Origin of the sequence: Paenibacillus castaneae (assembly GCF_002884445.1) — a bacterium.
Taxonomy (GTDB): Bacteria; Bacillota; Bacilli; order Paenibacillales; family Paenibacillaceae; genus Pristimantibacillus; species Pristimantibacillus castaneae.
In genome coordinates this window covers 5,324,789-5,341,276 of sequence record NZ_KZ614144.1, presented here as the reverse complement: position 1 = coordinate 5,341,276, position 16,488 = coordinate 5,324,789, and the positions used below count along the sequence as shown (strand labels likewise).

The 16,488-nt window shown below is 43.6% G+C and carries 16 protein-coding genes; all 16 read left to right on the top strand.

Annotation, left to right across the window (positions count from 1 at the left end; translation table 11 throughout):
• The 16 genes from CEF13_RS23940 (at position 1) to CEF13_RS23865 (ending at position 16,413) form a co-directional block, all read left to right on the top strand.
• Entirely contained in the window at positions 1 to 945 is a 945-nt protein-coding gene (locus CEF13_RS23940; RefSeq protein ID WP_102714661.1) for an ABC transporter permease, read from the top strand.
• 23 nt (positions 946 to 968) lie between these two features.
• Positions 969 to 1,853, top strand: coding sequence for a carbohydrate ABC transporter permease (locus CEF13_RS23935; protein WP_102714659.1), 885 nt, complete (start codon positions 969 to 971; stop codon positions 1,851 to 1,853).
• Between the two features lie 40 nt (positions 1,854 to 1,893).
• Positions 1,894 to 3,204 carry an alpha-galactosidase gene (gene melA, locus CEF13_RS23930; RefSeq protein ID WP_102714657.1) on the top strand — a complete coding sequence of 437 codons (1,311 nt, stop codon included), beginning with the start codon at positions 1,894 to 1,896 and terminating at the stop codon, positions 3,202 to 3,204.
• Positions 3,205 to 3,250: 46 nt separating this feature from the next.
• The gene (locus CEF13_RS23925) at positions 3,251 to 4,255 is read left to right on the top strand and encodes a galactitol-1-phosphate 5-dehydrogenase (protein ID WP_243864742.1); all 1,005 of its coding nucleotides are present in this window, start codon (positions 3,251 to 3,253) and stop codon (positions 4,253 to 4,255) included.
• Positions 4,256 to 4,284: 29 nt separating this feature from the next.
• Positions 4,285 to 5,151 carry a fumarylacetoacetate hydrolase family protein gene (locus CEF13_RS23920; protein WP_102714655.1) on the top strand — a complete coding sequence of 289 codons (867 nt, stop codon included), beginning with the start codon at positions 4,285 to 4,287 and terminating at the stop codon, positions 5,149 to 5,151.
• A gap of 11 nt (positions 5,152 to 5,162) precedes the next feature.
• Positions 5,163 to 6,047 carry an SMP-30/gluconolactonase/LRE family protein gene (locus tag CEF13_RS23915; RefSeq protein WP_102714653.1) on the top strand — a complete coding sequence of 295 codons (885 nt, stop codon included), beginning with the start codon at positions 5,163 to 5,165 and terminating at the stop codon, positions 6,045 to 6,047.
• A gap of 125 nt (positions 6,048 to 6,172) precedes the next feature.
• Positions 6,173 to 7,474, top strand: coding sequence for a M20/M25/M40 family metallo-hydrolase (locus tag CEF13_RS23910; RefSeq protein ID WP_102714651.1), 1,302 nt, complete (start codon positions 6,173 to 6,175; stop codon positions 7,472 to 7,474).
• Positions 7,474 to 7,872, top strand: a complete 399-nt coding sequence (locus CEF13_RS23905; protein WP_102714649.1) for a Rid family detoxifying hydrolase — start codon at positions 7,474 to 7,476, stop codon at positions 7,870 to 7,872. The genes CEF13_RS23910 and CEF13_RS23905 overlap by 1 nt, the downstream gene beginning before the upstream one ends.
• The gene (locus CEF13_RS23900; RefSeq protein ID WP_102714647.1) at positions 7,869 to 8,972 is read left to right on the top strand and encodes an alanine racemase; all 1,104 of its coding nucleotides are present in this window, start codon (positions 7,869 to 7,871) and stop codon (positions 8,970 to 8,972) included. Before CEF13_RS23905 ends, CEF13_RS23900 begins: the two co-directional genes overlap by 4 nt.
• Positions 8,973 to 8,995: 23 nt before the next feature.
• Positions 8,996 to 9,889: a dihydrodipicolinate synthase family protein gene (locus tag CEF13_RS23895; protein ID WP_166742899.1), complete on the top strand. Its 894-nt coding sequence runs from the start codon at positions 8,996 to 8,998 to the stop codon at positions 9,887 to 9,889.
• A 97-nt stretch (positions 9,890 to 9,986) separates the two neighbouring features.
• Positions 9,987 to 10,739: an SDR family NAD(P)-dependent oxidoreductase gene (locus CEF13_RS23890; RefSeq protein WP_102714643.1), complete on the top strand. Its 753-nt coding sequence runs from the start codon at positions 9,987 to 9,989 to the stop codon at positions 10,737 to 10,739.
• An 18-nt stretch (positions 10,740 to 10,757) separates the two neighbouring features.
• On the top strand, positions 10,758 to 11,411 hold the full coding sequence (locus CEF13_RS23885; RefSeq protein ID WP_102714641.1) for a cyclase family protein: 654 nt from the start codon (positions 10,758 to 10,760) through the stop codon (positions 11,409 to 11,411).
• A gap of 37 nt (positions 11,412 to 11,448) precedes the next feature.
• Complete coding sequence (locus CEF13_RS23880; RefSeq protein WP_102714639.1) at positions 11,449 to 11,949, top strand: histidine phosphatase family protein; 501 nt, start codon at positions 11,449 to 11,451, stop codon at positions 11,947 to 11,949.
• Between the two features lie 136 nt (positions 11,950 to 12,085).
• Entirely contained in the window at positions 12,086 to 13,387 is a 1,302-nt protein-coding gene (locus CEF13_RS23875) for a Gfo/Idh/MocA family oxidoreductase (RefSeq protein WP_102714637.1), read from the top strand.
• Positions 13,388 to 13,412: 25 nt separating this feature from the next.
• A complete protein-coding gene (locus tag CEF13_RS23870) occupies positions 13,413 to 15,338 on the top strand; it encodes an alpha/beta hydrolase family protein (protein WP_102714635.1) in 1,926 nt (641 codons plus the stop codon).
• Position 15,339: 1 nt separating this feature from the next.
• Positions 15,340 to 16,413: an acyltransferase domain-containing protein gene (locus tag CEF13_RS23865; RefSeq protein WP_102714633.1), complete on the top strand. Its 1,074-nt coding sequence runs from the start codon at positions 15,340 to 15,342 to the stop codon at positions 16,411 to 16,413.
• Positions 16,414 to 16,488 lie beyond the last annotated feature (75 nt).

Sequence of the window (16,488 nt, the reverse complement as noted above, 5' to 3'; positions counted from 1 at the left end):
ATGGCTGTTACTAAACTAAATCAACAAAATAATACTCGTCTGAAAGGTATTGGTTCTACACAATTTAGACGAGAGATACCTCTCTATTTTATGTTAGTTCCCGGGATCATATTGGTGCTCATTTTTTCATATGGTTCCATGTTTGGAATTATTATGGCTTTTCAGAACTTCGTTCCTTCGTCTGGTTTTTTTGATTCGAAATGGGTAGGGTTGGAACATTTCAAGTTCATGGTACAGCTTCCAGATTTCAGAAATGTTTTATGGAATACGTTTTTCATTGCAATGATGAAGATCGCGGCGGGGTTGTTACTTCCAGTTACGATAGCGATTCTCCTCAATGAAGTAATGAAGCAATGGTACAAAAGATTTATCCAAGTCGTTATTTACGCTCCCTACTTCTTATCTTGGGTTATACTGGGAGGTATTTTATTTCAATTATTGTCTATCGATGGAATTGTAAATCAGTTTTTAGGTTTGTTCGGTGTTGAACCGATCCTTTTTTTAGGCAAGCCTTCGATATTCCCGTATGTATTGGTCGCTTCTGACACTTGGAAAAACATGGGGTTCAATACGATTGTTTTTCTAGCTGCTATTACCAATGTGGATCCTACATTGCATGAGGCGGGAGCAATCGATGGGGCTAACCGATGGAAACAAATATGGAATATAACGCTCCCTGGGATGTTTCCGATCATTATCCTCGTTGCAACGTTGAGCTTGGGAGATATTTTAAATGCGGGGTTTGAGCAAGTGTTAATGCTCTACGGCCCGGCTCTTTATAAGACCGGTGATATCATCGATACGTATGTTTACAGAATCGGATTAATTAATGGTCAATACTCTTTTGCTGCAGCAGTGGGGTTATTCAAATCTATGGTGTCGTTAGTCATGGTTTCACTTTCTTATTACCTTGCCTACCGATTGGCCAATTACCGGATTTTTTAAAACTTAGGCAGGAGGATGGTACCATGGTTGCGGATAAAACGATCGGTTCGCGGATTTTTGTAATTGCAAACTACATTTTCTTGACCTTGATCACTTTGACTTGTTTGCTTCCTATATGTCATGTTCTGGCCATTTCGTTAAGCTCCAAGGCAGCTGTTGCTACTGGAAATATCAAGTTTTGGCCAGTCGATTTTACGTTCGCCTCATACCAGTTAGTCTTATCCAAGTCGCAATTTTTAACATCGATGGGTATAACGGTAAAGCGTGTTGTGCTTGGAGTTCTCATTAATATGTTGATCGTTGTGCTAACGGCATACCCGTTATCCAAAGAAGTTCGATCATTCCGTCCTCGATCAATATTTGCCTGGTTTTTCGTATTTACAATTTTTTTTAGCGGCGGATTGATTCCTGGTTACATCATTATTTACTATGTTGGAATTATAGATACGATCTGGGCGCTGGTATTGCCGGGAGCGGTACAAGTCTTCAGTGTTGTGCTATTGCTGAATTTTTTCCGTGGCATTCCGAGAGAGCTTGAAGAATCGGCTTTTATGGATGGAGCAGGTCATTTTAGTATTTTGTTCAAAATATTTCTTCCAGCGTCTCTGCCGGCCATCGCTACATTAACGCTATTTTCAATCGTCACTCATTGGAACAGTTGGTTTGATGGATTGATCTATATGAATACGCCAGAAAATTATCCTCTGCAAAGCTATATGCAAACCATTATTGTAAAGATGGATCAGCAGTTTATGAGAGGCGCAAGTAAGGACTTAATTAAATCGTTGAATGAACAAACGCTTAAATCGGCGCAGGTTTTCCTTGGAGCGCTGCCAATATTGGTAGTTTATCCGTTCTTGCAAAAGTATTTTGTCAAAGGGATTGTATTAGGAAGCGTCAAGGGTTAAAAGCTCGCAATATTAAAAACTATTTGGAGGGAAATACGTCATGTCAAAATTCACATTTATCGGGGCAGGCAGCATCGGGTTTACAAGAAAGCTAGTAACGGATATTTTATCATTTCCTTCGTTGGCAGAAAGTACGATCACGTTAATGGATATTGACGGGGATCGATTGGAAGTCGTCAAAAAAGTAGTAGAGCGGATCATCAAAGTTGGTAATTTTCCGGCTAAGGTGGAAGCAACTATGAATCGGGCTGAAGCTTTGCAGGGAGCTGATGCAGTTATTTGTACGATTTTAGTAGGTGGTGTGCAAACGTTCAGACATGATATAGAAATTCCAAAAAAATATGGTGTTGATATTAATGTAGGTGATACTAGAGGACCCGCAGGTATATTCCGAGCATTGAGAACGATTCCTGTCATGGTCGATATCGCAAAAGATATTGAGAAGCATTGTCCTAATGCGATCTTTCTCAATTACACCAACCCGATGACGATGCTCTGCAAGGCAGTGGAGGATTCTACAAATGTGAACATTGTAGGATTGTGCCATAGCGTACAGCATACAGCAGAAATGCTTGCACGCTGGCTTGAAGCTCCAATTGACGAAATTTCGTATACATGCTTTGGAATTAATCACTTGGCATTTTATACGGAATTCAAATGGAACGGCAATGATGCTTATCCGCAGCTTAGAAAGCTAATGGAAAATCCGGTGGTTTATAATGAAGAGCTGGTCCGTAACGAAATGTTTCTTCATTTAGATTATTATGTTACCGAGTCTAGCGGACATAATTCCGAATATAACGCCTGGTTTAGAAAAAGACCTGATTTAATAGAGAAATATTGTACTCATGGAACAGGCTGGAATCCGGGGGAGCATGCTTATATTTTACATGAATATTTAGCCCAAGAGGAAACATGGAAAGATGAACTGAAAGCCAATTTAGAGGATCCTATCGATTTGACAAGAAGCACGGAATACGCCTCGTATATTTTGAATGCCATACTGGGAGATGGAACGCTCTTCACATTTAACGGAAATATAGAAAACCGCGGATATATTGATAATTTACCGAATGGAAGTAATGTAGAAGTACCTATTCTGGCTTCAAAACACGGATTCGATCCAATAAAGGTCGGAAATATGCCGGAGCATTTGGCCATTCTTGCCAACACCCATGCTCGCAGTGAATCGTTAGCTGTGGAAGCATCGCTTACCGGTGATAAGCGTAAAGTGTTCCAAGCCATTTGCATGGACCCATTAACCTCAGCGGTTTTAAGTTTAGCGGAAATTCACGCGATGGTCGATGAACTATTCGAGGCTAATAAAGCATGGCTTCCGAACTTCCAATAAAGATCGATATGTAAGCAATTTGACTCTTCATGAGAGGGGGAGCAGTATGAGCGGGAAACGGATGAAAGCGCTGGTCTATGAAGGGCCAAAGCTGATGAACATAAGGGAATTGTCTATACCGGATGTAAGATCGGATGAGGTGCTTATCCGAGTAGAACGTGTTGGAATTTGCGGATCAGAGTTAAGCGGTTATCTCGGTCATAATTCCTTACGCAAACCGCCTCTTGTTATGGGCCATGAGTTTTCTGGCATTATTGCCTCGACAGGAAGCGATGTTAGAAGATTCAAGTCGGATGATCGGGTAACGGTGAATCCGTTGCTTTCTTGCGGACAATGTCGTTATTGTACGACGGGATCAGCGCAGCTATGTGCTGAGCGAAGTTTGTTGGGAGCGCATCGGTCTGGGGCATTCGCGGAATATATTGCCGTTCCAGAGAGCAATGTTTACTTACTTGAAGACCATGTTAGCTTTGATAATGGCGCTCTAGCTGAGCCATTTGCCGTAGCCGTTCACGTATGCCGTTTACTCAAGCTTGATCCGACAGATCAGCTACTGATTATTGGCGCCGGGCCCATCGGACTGTTTATTCTGCAGGCTGCCCAAGTTTATGGCTTGAGAAATATTACTATTGTAGATATTAGTCCGGAACGCTTAGAAATCGTGAAGGAATTGGGAGGCACGGCAATTACGAGCTTAGAGAATGTGAAGGCAGGATCCTTTGATGCGGCAGTGGATGCGGTCGGCATGGAAGTTACACGTGTTCAGTGCATGGATTACGTTAGACCAGGTGGAAGTGTAGTATTCTCCGGTCTCCACCAGAATGAGTCGAAGCTTCCAGTGAATGTGGCCATTCGCAACGAGATTAAGATGTATGGTGCTTTTTCCAATACTCCTATCGATTTTGAAACGGCGTTGCAATGGATTACCGAAAACAGAATTAATCTACTGCCATGGACAATACATGCACCCATCGAAGAAGGAGCAGCATGTTTCGATAAACTTATATCCGGACCCGGCAAGGTCGCCAAAATTATGCTCACATTACGTTAGATTAATAATATGGGGAGGCGCTATCAGATATGAAACTAATACAATTTATAGATAAGCAGGATACGTCAAACAAATTAAGGGTTGGTGCAGTAGTTGGGGAAGCCTATTGCGTAGAACTGCAGACGGCAGGGTCGATGCGCGATTTTATTCGCAGAATTGGAAGTTCTGAAGATGAGCGGAGAAATGTTGAGAAACTGCTCTACGCTGCCGAAAAAACATATGATATGGATCAAATCAAGTTGCTTTCTCCTTTGAGCGATCCAGAAAAATTCATTTGCATCGGATTAAACTACCATGATCATGCGCGAGAGTCTAATATGGCCGTCCCGAAGGTTCCAATTTTATTTCCTAAATTTAATAACTGCATTATTGCCAATGAAGAGGAAGTTGTTATTCCTCAAGAAGTAAAGCAATGTGATTATGAAGTCGAACTGGCATTTATTGTTGGGAAGACCGCAAAAAACATAAGCGAGCATGAAGCCGCTGACTATATATTCGGATATACCATCGTCAATGATGTAAGCGCACGTGATATACAGCTAGGCGAAGGCCAATGGACGCGCGGCAAAACAATCGATACATTCGCACCTGTCGGCCCTTGGATCGTGACGGCTGATGAGATAGCAGATCCGCAAAATTTGAACGTCTCCCTTACGCTTAACGGTGAAGTGATGCAAAGCTCAAACACAAAGGAATTGATTTTTAAAATTCCGTTTCTTCTTTCTTTCCTGTCCAAAACAATCACTTTGCAGCCGGGCGACATTATTAGTACCGGAACTCCACACGGTGTTGGAATGGGAAGAAATCCTCAGGTTTGGTTGAAAGAGGGAGATGTCACGGAGGCGTCTGTTGATGGAATCGGAACGCTGAGAAATGTATTCGTTGCTGGCAACTAGGAGGTATATCGATGTACGATTGCAAACTGGTTATTGATGCCAGAGCTGAGCTGGGAGAAGGTCCAATTTGGGATGCAGAGCAGCAGGTTCTATATTGGGTCGATATTCTTGGAGAAAACCTTCATATCTACGATCCTGCTCGTAAGCAAGATCAGGTAATTCCAATAGGCCAGCAAATTTCCACGGTCGTACCTTATTTCATGGGCCGCGTGGCATTAACTACGGAGAATGGCTTTTTCTCTTTGGAACTGGATAACGGAAAACTTACACCTATTGCCGATCCCGAGCGGGATCGGCCAAATAATCGTTTTAACGATGGTAAATGTGATGCTGCGGGCCGGTTTTGGGCAGGTACGATGAGTATGGATGGTTCTGGACGGAGCGGTTCCTTGTATTGCCTGGATTTGAACGGAAACGTCAAAACAGTTTTAGGTGATATCGCTTGTTCCAATGGAATCGCCTGGAGTTTGGATAACAAAAAGATGTATTATATCGATTCCGGGTCAAAGCAAGTGGTCGCTTTCGATTATGATATTGAATTGGCGGATATTTCGAATCGCAGCATAATCGTCGACTTATCGAATGAAAATGTTTATCCCGACGGTATGACCATAGATGCGGAGGGGATGATTTGGGTAGCACTTTGGGATGGATATCGGGTTAACCGCTGGAATCCCGCTACAGGAGAGCTGCTGGATACCATATCGGTTCCGACAGGGAAAGTGTCGGCCTGCGCTTTCGGTGGTCCTAATTTGGATGAGCTGTACATTACGACCGCACGTGAGAACATGAGTGCTGAGCAGTTGGAGAATGAACCAATTGCCGGCGGATTGTTTTGTGTGAAAACTGCGGTAAAGGGAGTTCCATCACACGCGTTACGTCAAAAACGAATATGAGTCATTGACGTTTCGGAATTACGATGGTATATTCAGATTAGTTCTATATACAGAATAATAATTCTTTATTTAGAACTTGAATATGAATGAGACTCTGCCAATAAAATGGATAGGAGGTTTTCAAGTTGAACGAACTTAAGCTGTCCATTCAATCATGGGTTGAAAATAACGAAAGCCGCATTCTAAAGCTGGTTCAAGATCTTGTTTCCTTTAATACTGTAAACCATATTATGACGGGTACAGAGAAAGAAGCACAATTGTTTCTATCACAAGTACTAAAGGATATGGAGCTGGACGTTGATGTATTCACGCCGGAGGAAGTGCTTGGGTTGAAGGAACATCCGGGCTACTTCCCAGGAAAGGATTATTCGGATCGGCCGAATGTTGTGGCAACTTTGAAAGGATCTGGCGGGGGGAAATCGCTTATTTTCTCCAGTCACATGGATACAACGGTTGCGGCCTCCGGTTGGGAAAAAAATCCGTGGGAATCGGTCATCGAGGAAGGAAAGCTTTATGGATTAGGCACTTTCGATATGAAGGGCGGACTAGTTGCTTCCATTATGGCGATTCGCTGCATTCAAGAACTGAGCTTTGAGCTAAAGGGGGACGTACTGGTCGAGTCAGTCGTCGATGAGGAATTCGGTGGGGCGAACGGAACGTTAGCAAGCCGAATAAGAGGTTATAATCCTGATGCAGCTATCGTACCTGAGCCTACCAATATGGCGATATGTCCAGGGACTCACGGCGGAGCACTATGGCGGGTAACGTTTACAGGTGATACCGGAATGTCCTTCAGCGGTGAGAAGATAATAAATCCAACAACTATTTTGGCAAAGTTTATCGTATATTTGGAAGAATTCGAAGCAGAGCGTCAGCAGATGAGCGGACCTGCACCTTATTTTGAGAATGATCGTATTCTTCCGGTTATTGTTACCCGATTGGAAGCAGGGGATATGACCGCGCCTCTATGTGATACTGGACCATCCGAATGTCATGTAGATATATGGGTGGAATGCCATCCGGGCGTAACTGAGGACGATCTGCAGAAGGAAATTATAGATGGTTTCCGCGCCAAGTACAAAGAAGAGTATCCGAAATGGAATGAACCGAAGTTTAATAAAGTAATCCGATTTCTGCCAGGTGCCCAGATCGATCCAAGCTTCCCGTTAATCGGGATGCTGTCCGATATTACTAGGGAAGTGACTACTCACACATATGGTGAGATTTCAGGCGCTCCGTTTGCATGCGACTCCTTTATGTTTAATTTGTATACGGACACACCCGCCATTATTTTGGGACCGGTTGGTGCCAATGCGCATGCACCGGATGAATACATTGCAATCCCTGAGTTTTTAAAACTTGTTCAGGTATATTCACTAACGATTTTGCATTGGTGCGGTTATCTGGAGAACGGAGGAAATTCTTAATGAGAATTGCAATTCGAACATCTAATGCATCATCCGGTAACGGACCCTATTCACAGGGGATTATCGCTGGGGATTTCGTCTACGTCTCCGGTCAAGGGCCGCTTGATCCGGAAACGGGTCAAATCATCGGAGAAACCATTGAGGAACAGACGGAACTGACGATGTCAAATATTAAAAATATTATAGAAGCAGCCGGATGTACGATGGACAATGTCGTGAAAGTGACTGTATTCCTTGCTGACCTGGATCATTTTGATCGTTTCAATAGCGTGTATACTTCATTTTTCAACCAGCCGATGCCGGCAAGAACATGCGTAGAAGTGGGACTTGGCAACATTTTGGTAGAAATCGATGCCATTGCTTTACTGCCTAGCAAAGTGCAAGAAGGCCGATTATGAAGAAGGAAGAATTAGACACACCATATGTCGTCATTGATATGAACAAAGTCGAACGAAATATAGAGATGATGCAAAAAACGGCCAATGAGGCGGGAATTGGATTAAGGCCTCATGCGAAAACGCATAAGCTTCCTATTTTGGCTTATAAACAAATCGCTGCTGGAGCGATTGGAATTACGGTAGCAAAGCTGGGCGAAGCGGAAGTGATGGCAGCATCCGGAATTTCCGATATACTGATCGCTTATCCAATCGTAGGTCGGCAAAAGATCGATAGACTTTTCAGAATTGCCAAACAAGTGAAGGTGACTGTAGCTGTCGACTGTTATGAGACGGCCTTGGCGATATCGAATCGATTCAGCGAGGATCAGGAAGTGTCGATAGGAATGATTGTAGAAATGGACTCCGGATTTAAGCGGGTCGGCGTTCCGCCCAGAGAAGCGGTATTGGAGTTAGCAGAGAAAATTGCCGTCTTGCCGGGCATTCAATTTCGCGGTCTTATGACATTCGCCGGACACTCCTATGACGCTGTTGATATCGATGGTATTCGGCAAGTGGCAAGCGAGGAAGGAACTGCAGCTGTTCAAACAGCGGAATTGCTGCGAGCGCGCGGTTTGAATGTAGATATGGTGAGCGTAGGATCTACGCCAACATCTCGATTCGTATCCAACGTCCCTGGAATAACAGAAATAAGACCTGGCACTTATATTTTTGGAGATTTAATGCAAGTTAGCATGGGTGTTCATGAGCTTCAAGACTGTGCCTTAACCGTGAAAGTAACGATTGTAAGTCGACCATCTCGGGATCGCGCGGTGATCGATGCAGGAACAAAGGTTTTTACGATGGACGGCTCCGATTCTCCTCTAGGCACAGGAAGAGGATATGTCGTGAATCATCCCGGCATTCAGGTCTCCTGGTTTACGGAAGAACACGGAATGTTGTGTCTCCCAGTGGAGGAACAGCATCTGACTGTTGGCGATACGCTTGAAATTATCCCGATACATTGCTGTGCGGTTGTCAATATGTTTGATGAGGTTGCAGCGGTAAGGAATGATGAGGTTATAGCGATCTGGCCAGTGTTAGGAAGAGGAAAAGTAAGATAACAAGCGACATGGAGGGATTGACAATGGCTTTAATCGGTAACATTCCAGTTATTCCAACGCCATTTTTAAATGGCAAATTGCATCTTAGTGATTTTGATAAACTGATTGAAAGGACAATCGATAGCCTGGAAGGATACGTTGTTTGTGGAAGCACAGGGGAAGCGCCTGCGATGTCAAAAGAGGAACGAATTGAAACGGTTGACTATCTTTCCAAGAAAATGCCAAAGGGAAAAGAATTAGTAGTCGGCCTTGGACATACGAATGCTGAGGAATCAATCGAGATCGGACTGCGTGCAGCGGCTGTTGGTGTCACATCGGCATTAATTCCGAGTCCATACTATTTCCCTAACTCTCTGAATATGGTAGTCGAATATGTTGGTGAAATTGCTGAGAAAACCGGTTTGGATATCGTTTTTTATGACAACCCTGTGACGACCAATACACGATTTACTGCGAAAGAATTAATTCAATTGGCTGACTCGGTACCAGGAATCAAAGCGATTAAAATGACCGACCATTCTGTTTCAAAAATTCGCGCATTAAAGCAAGAAACGGATTTAATTGTATTTGGCGGGGACGACATTGTTTGTTTCCGTAACTTTGAAGCAGGCATTGACGGCAATATGATTATTGCCCCATGTGTGATGCCTAAGGAATTCAAAGCATCCTGGGATGCCTACAACAGTGGAGATCGCGAAACAAGCTATCAAATTTTTTCTAAGTCTATTCTTCCATTTATTCATATGTTTGGCCCTGGGGATGAAATCCCGACGACGAAACAATTATTCTATCATCTTGGAATATTTACGAGCAGCGAAACAAGACTACCGCTGCTTCCTGCGGATGGACAAAGAATAAAAGAACTTATGTTGGGCTACCAAATAGCAACAAAGGAAAGTGATGCAATTGCAAATTAATATGGATGAGTAACTAATCTAATTCTAATAAGGATAATCGCGTCTGCCGGATTGTCCTTATTTTTTTCTTAATTAGTAAGCAGAAGGGGTGAAGGTAATGAGACGATTTACAAACAAGGTTGCTTTCGTCACAGGGGCGAGCCGTGGAATCGGAAATTCGATTGCTGAACGTTTCGCTTCAGAAGGGGCGAAAGTAGCCCTGGTCTCCAACAATGAAGAAGAGCTGGATCAAGCGGAGCAACGTTGCAATGAGCTGGGTTACGAGGTTCTGCCCCTTGTAGTCGATGTTTCCAATGCGGATCAGGTTGAACATGCTGTTGAACGCACCGTCGCGGAGTGGGGCCGGGTGGATATTTTGGCTAACAATGCGGGTATTGCTTGGGAAGAGGACTTTCTTGAATTAAAGGATGATAATTGGCGCAAAATGCTAGACGTTAATTTAAATGGTATGTTTTATACCGCCCAACGGATATCACGCCAAATGGTCAAGCAGGGCGGAGGAGTCATCATCAATATGGCATCAACCAACGGAATTGTTGGAGAGGCCAAATACGCACATTACAATGCATCTAAGGGCGGCATTGTTTTATTGACGAAAACGATGGCATTAGAACTTGGGAAATACAATATAAGGGTAAACTCGGTTTGTCCGGGTTATATTCAGACTCCAATGTCCGAAGCAATCGATGATCCCGAATTTGTTGAACAATATATTCGCATGAAGATTCCTCTTGGAAAAGTAGGAAAGCCCAGTGATGTAGCCGGAGTATTTGCTTTTCTAGCATCAGGAGATGCGGCATTTATTACGGGTACAGAGATTATAGTTGACGGCGGTCAACTTGCATTTTAAATAGGGAGGGCGATTGCAATGAAAGTTTATGATTTAACAGGACCGATTGAATGTGGCATGTGGGGCTATGGAGAACCGTTTCCTAAGGTTGCCATTGATCCTATTGCAACTGTGGACAAGGATGGCTTCAGCTCCCATCGTTTTCTGTTTCATTCGCTGGCTGGCACTTATATTGAAAATCGCAATCATTTGTTTGCCGGGACTGAAACAATCGATCAATTGCCGGTGGATCGCTTTATTAAAAAAGCTTGGGTAGCCCAATTGGAAGAGAAGGAGCCTTTGGAATCCGTTAGCGCTGCTGAGCTTGAAGCGGCAATCGGAAGTGTGCTTGAATCAGGAGATGCATTGCTAGTCAGCACAGGTTGGGATAAAAATTGGAACAAGCCTGGCTATGTTGAACAGAATCCGTACTTCCTTCCCGATGCGATGGATTGGATAGTTCAGCGCAAAGTGAGCATATTGGGCACCGATCTTACTCATATTCAGGATCCTCGAAATGACGATGGCTCGCTACTGCGGCATTTCTACGAGCACGATGGGCTATTGATAGCCCCGGTGGTCAATTTACGCAAAGTGGCAGGGAAGGGTCCGTTTACGTTAATTTCACTGCCTTTGCTAATACCCGGGGTAAACAGTACTCCTAGCAGAGCCGTTCTGATTGAGAATATGTAAGGATGAGGTCATTCGCAGAAAATGGGGGACATCATTCATGGTAGATAAAATATTTATTTTGCGGCATGGAATCCGTCTAGATATTGACGACAAAACGTATTGGAGACATTATCTCAAACGGAGGGATGATGTTCCTTTGTCCCATCGAGGGATCACTCAGGCGCAGGAGACAGGTGAATTTTTGAAAAATGAAAATGTCTCGCATATTTTTTGTTCTCCGTTTTTTCGAACCCTGCAGACAGCTCATATTGTAGCAGAAAAGCTAGATTTACCTATTCATATCGAATACGGATTTATAGAGATGCTAAATCCGGACTGGTTTGCTACTTCACCTGAACTAGTTTCGTTAGAGGAAGCGAGTGAGATCTTTCCACGCGTCAATTCGGAATACCGCTCATACGTTCAACCGCAATACCCTGAAACGGATTATGAAGGCGCAGTTTTGCATCGTGTGAAAGAAGCATTGGATCAAATTATCGAACGCTATGACGGTACAATTCTAATTGTAGGACATGGGGCATCTACCGAATCCGCTTGAAGGCTTTGACGGAAAAATGTGTGCATTGAACAAGTATGAGCTGGAGAGCGGGCAATGGAAATTTGTTTACGGCTCAACAAAGCATTTAAGTTCTGAATCGATCTTAAATTAATGATTAAATAGGGGTTGAATGTGTATGTCAAAGAAAAGATACGCTTTAGTAGGAGCGGGCGGGAGAGCGAACCTATTTTATTCAGCCATAGCGGAAAGTTTTAATGAAACTGCAGAGTTGGTCGCTTTTTGTGATATCAATCAAACTCGCATGGATTATGCCAACCGGATGCTGGCACAAAATTATGACTACTCCGAAGTGCCGACGTACAAATCGAATGAATTTGAACAAATGATTCGCGAACGGAAACCCGATTGTGTGATCGTAACAACCATTGATCGCACGCATCACGATTATATTATTCGGGCCATGGAACTGGGATGCGATATCATTACAGAGAAACCGATGACGGTTGACGCAGAGAAATGCCAAGAAATTTTAGATGCTGTCAATCGAACCGGTCGCAGTATTAGAGTAACTTTCAATTACCGTTATGCTCCCCATAATATGAAAATTAAAGAGCTGCTTATGGACGGTGTCATTGGCGAAGTATTCTCTGTAAATTTTGAATGGCTGTTGAATACAAGCCACGGTGCGGACTATTTCCGCAGATGGCATAGAGATAAACGAAATAGCGGAGGACTACTCGTTCATAAGTCTACACATCACTTTGATCTTGTTAACTTTTGGCTGGGAACGTCGCCGCAAACCGTATATGCATTAGGTGATCTAAGATTTTATGGTCGGGAAAATGCGGAGAAAAGAGGAGTTACTCAGTTTTATCAACGGAGTTATGGCAGTGAGGCAGCTAAGCAGGATCCGTTTGCCCTACATATGTCGGAGAATGTGTATTTGAAAGAGATGTATTTGGAAGCGGAGCATGAGGATGGGTATCAGCGGGATCAAAGTGTTTTTGGCGATGGAATCAGCATCGAGGATACGATGGGTGTAATGGTGAAATACAACAACAAAGCTATATTAAATTATTCATTAAATGCTTATATGCCTTGGGAAGGCTATATTGTAGTATTTAATGGCAGCAAAGGGCGATTGGAAGTCAAAATTACGGAACAATCCTATATTAACTCTGGCGGGGACAAGGAAGATGAAGGCGCTTTAATCGGAAAAAGGATTATGGTTCATCCGATGTTCGATGCCCCATATGAAGTGGAAGTGGCTGAAGGTCATGGAGGACATGGCGGCGGAGATGAGCTGTTATTGTATGATATTTTCAATGAACAAACTGAGGATCGTTTCGGTCGTGCTGCCTCCCATATTGATGGGGCAATGTCGATTCTAACCGGAATCGCAGCCAATAAATCAATAAACACTGGATTGCCTGTCCATGTTGCAGATTTAGTAAAGTTCTGGGATGAAAAAAAATGATATTTTTCACGGAGGGGTCGAAATCTTGAGAACCGAGCTTAGATATATGGAAACTGTTAACAGGCTAAAGTCCTATGACCAGTTGGAGCATTGGGAAGCAAGACGCAGCGAATTGCAAGAGCGAATTTTAGTAAGTGCCGGTCTTTGGCCGCTTCCGCATAAATGCAATTTGAACGCAAAAATATTCGATAAAATTACCTATGATGATTTTACGATCGAAAAGGTCGTGTTTGAAAGCTATCCAGGATATTATGTTACCGGCAACCTGTACCGTCCGTTGAACAAATCCGGTCTACTGCCAGGCATATTGAATCCGCATGGGCATTGGAGTCACGGTCGTCTCGAAATGGTTGAAGACGGCACAAGTGAACAGCCTGTAGAAATTCCAACAAGATGCGCAAACTTTGCCAAAATGGGAATGGCTGCGTTCTCCTATGATATGGTCGGCTATTTGGACAGCAAGCAGGTCGGGCATGCCTATGATGGCGAGGAGCAGCAAATATGGGGTATCGGCTTATTAGGACTTCAACTATGGAACAGTATTCGGTCCCTCGACTTTTTGTTGAATTTGCCTGAAATTGATGCGCAAAACATCGGTTGTACGGGTGCTTCTGGCGGGGCGACGCAAGCCTTTTTGCTTGGAGCTGTCGACGAACGTCTGAAAGCAAGCGTCCCGGTTAATATGGTCTCGGCACATTTTCAAGGCGGCTGCCGCTGTGAGAATGCACCCCATTTGCGGATTGACGCCAATAACGTAGAGTTCACTGCGATGTTCGCACCGCGGCCTTTGCTCGTTGTCGGTTGTACAGGAGATTGGTCGAGAAATGTGCCTACCGTAGAATATCCCGCCTTAAGAGAAATATATAAGTTGTATGGCGCCGAAGATAAAGTTGACTATTTCTATGATGACGCAAATCACAATTACAATAAGAATACAAGGGAAGCGGTCTATCGCTGGTTTGGAAAACAATTGGCGGGGAGAGACGAGCCATGGAAGGAACAGAAGGTAAACTTCGGAGATTTAGAGAGATTCCGTATTTTCTCTGACGGTTTTCCCTCTAGGGGCGTCTCGTCCAAAGCCGAATTGTTTGCGTTGCAGAAACGTGAAAAGCAGGAAACCTTACAACAACTTTGGAATAGTAAAGAACCGGAGGATAAACAGATTTTGCTTACGGCTATGCAGCACTCGCTTTGTGTTCCGCAGCTAAGTGACGCCTTTGACGTGCAAGAAATTCAAACTAATGCTTTGAATGATGATGAAAGAGATTTTGCCGAGCCCATCGATGTTCGCCGGATGAGCATCAGCAATGAAAGTGAAGGTACACCTATTTCATTGCTGCTTGCAAGAAATAAATCAATCGAACACAATGGGAAAACAGTATTTATGGTTCATCCCGGAGGAAAAAAAGGGTTGTTAAGGGATGAAAAATGGAAGCCGATGCTCGAAAGCTATTTGGATGAAGGATATGCGATTGCAACTGCAACTATTCATTTAACCGAAGGTTTTGGAACAGCAAGAGATTGCATATGTATGGAAAATATAACAACCTATAATTTAACCGATACAACGCTGCGTGTACATGATATTATATCGGTCTTTAAGTTCCTCCAATCTGAGAGCAATGGTGAGCTGAACGTGGTCGGAATAGGGGAAGCAGGAGGCTGGACGCTTGCCGCATTGCCGTATCTTCATGGCGTGAATACTGCTGCAATTGAAATGAATGAATATATGATGGACGTTGAAGATGATGCGCATTTTGCAACACGTTTTTTTGTGCCGCATTTCCGCTCGGCAGGGAGCTTTGTCACTTCCGTAATCCATGCAGCAGCAAAGAAATTGGTGTTGTTTAACATGGGTGAAAATAACTTTGCGCAAGTGCTGCGATCTGCCTTACCTAAAGGTGAGAAGGAATTGGTATTATTGAAACATTTTCCGGAAGAGATTCAGTAGTATGAGCATTGAGCGGCAGTTGTATTTTTTAACTGATGAATACATCGCAGGCGCCAATCAATATTTTAAGCTAAGTGAAGAGAAATTAAGTGCATTGAATAATGCACTGGAGATGATCAGGGAAAGTGAGGAACTGACATCTCTTGCGATATTCTGGAAAAGTCTGATTTATGAACATAATAACCTGGATGAATATAATGTGGGGAATTGCCCAGCACCGGAGAGGGAGATGGGACCTGCAGCGGGAATGTTTCCGCTCATTGTTGCGATTTCGAACCTGCCATGGTTAATAGAATACTATACTATGCATCAACTTTCAGAAGTAGTTCTTTATGATACTTTAAGCGACATCGGTATCGTTATGGAAGAGTCGAGGAACCGAACAGGCAACTGGGGCATCGAAGCATTCCTTCTTGACTGGCTGATCAATCACTTCCAAGGCAGGCTATTCAGGATAGGCCGACTACAGTATATTCCTATAAAGAATAATGTTCCAGTACGTGTTTATCGTCACTGCAATAGCGGCAAAGTTGTTGCAATAAATGGTGACGGATATCCGATAACACCTTATGGCACTGCTCTGTCGCGGCCTGTAAGGCTATGTGTTGACGAATGGGAATTGATGCTAGACGAGGGGGATTGGCTGCTGGATGTCCATATTCCTCGCGGAGAGAAACTAGACTATGAGCTGCTGGAAGAGTCATACCAGAGAGCGATAGAACAATTTTCAAGGCTGCTTCCAGAGCATAGCTTTAAAGGCTTCATTTGCGATACTTGGATGTTCGATCCGCAGCTACAGGAGATTTTGCCTAAAACCTCGAATTTGGTGAAGTTTCAGGCGGACTATTATTTATATCAAGTTGTTGACAGTGATTCCATTTATGAAACTGTGTTTGTAAAGAAGCCAAAGGACTTGCATACATTGCCGGAAGCAACTACATTGCAGAGAGCCGTCAAAAGACATATTTTGTCAGGTAAGTCCATGCGCTCAGCTGCAGGATTTCTATTAATTGACGATCTCAGAAGGGGCCCGGCTTATTACCAGAAGAAGCAAGGAGCAATCCAGTTGACATAGGAGGCTTTCGAATGGAAGTTCGGTGGGAATGGATGTTCATTGATCAATTGGAACAGAGGTTTCAGGAATGTCCAT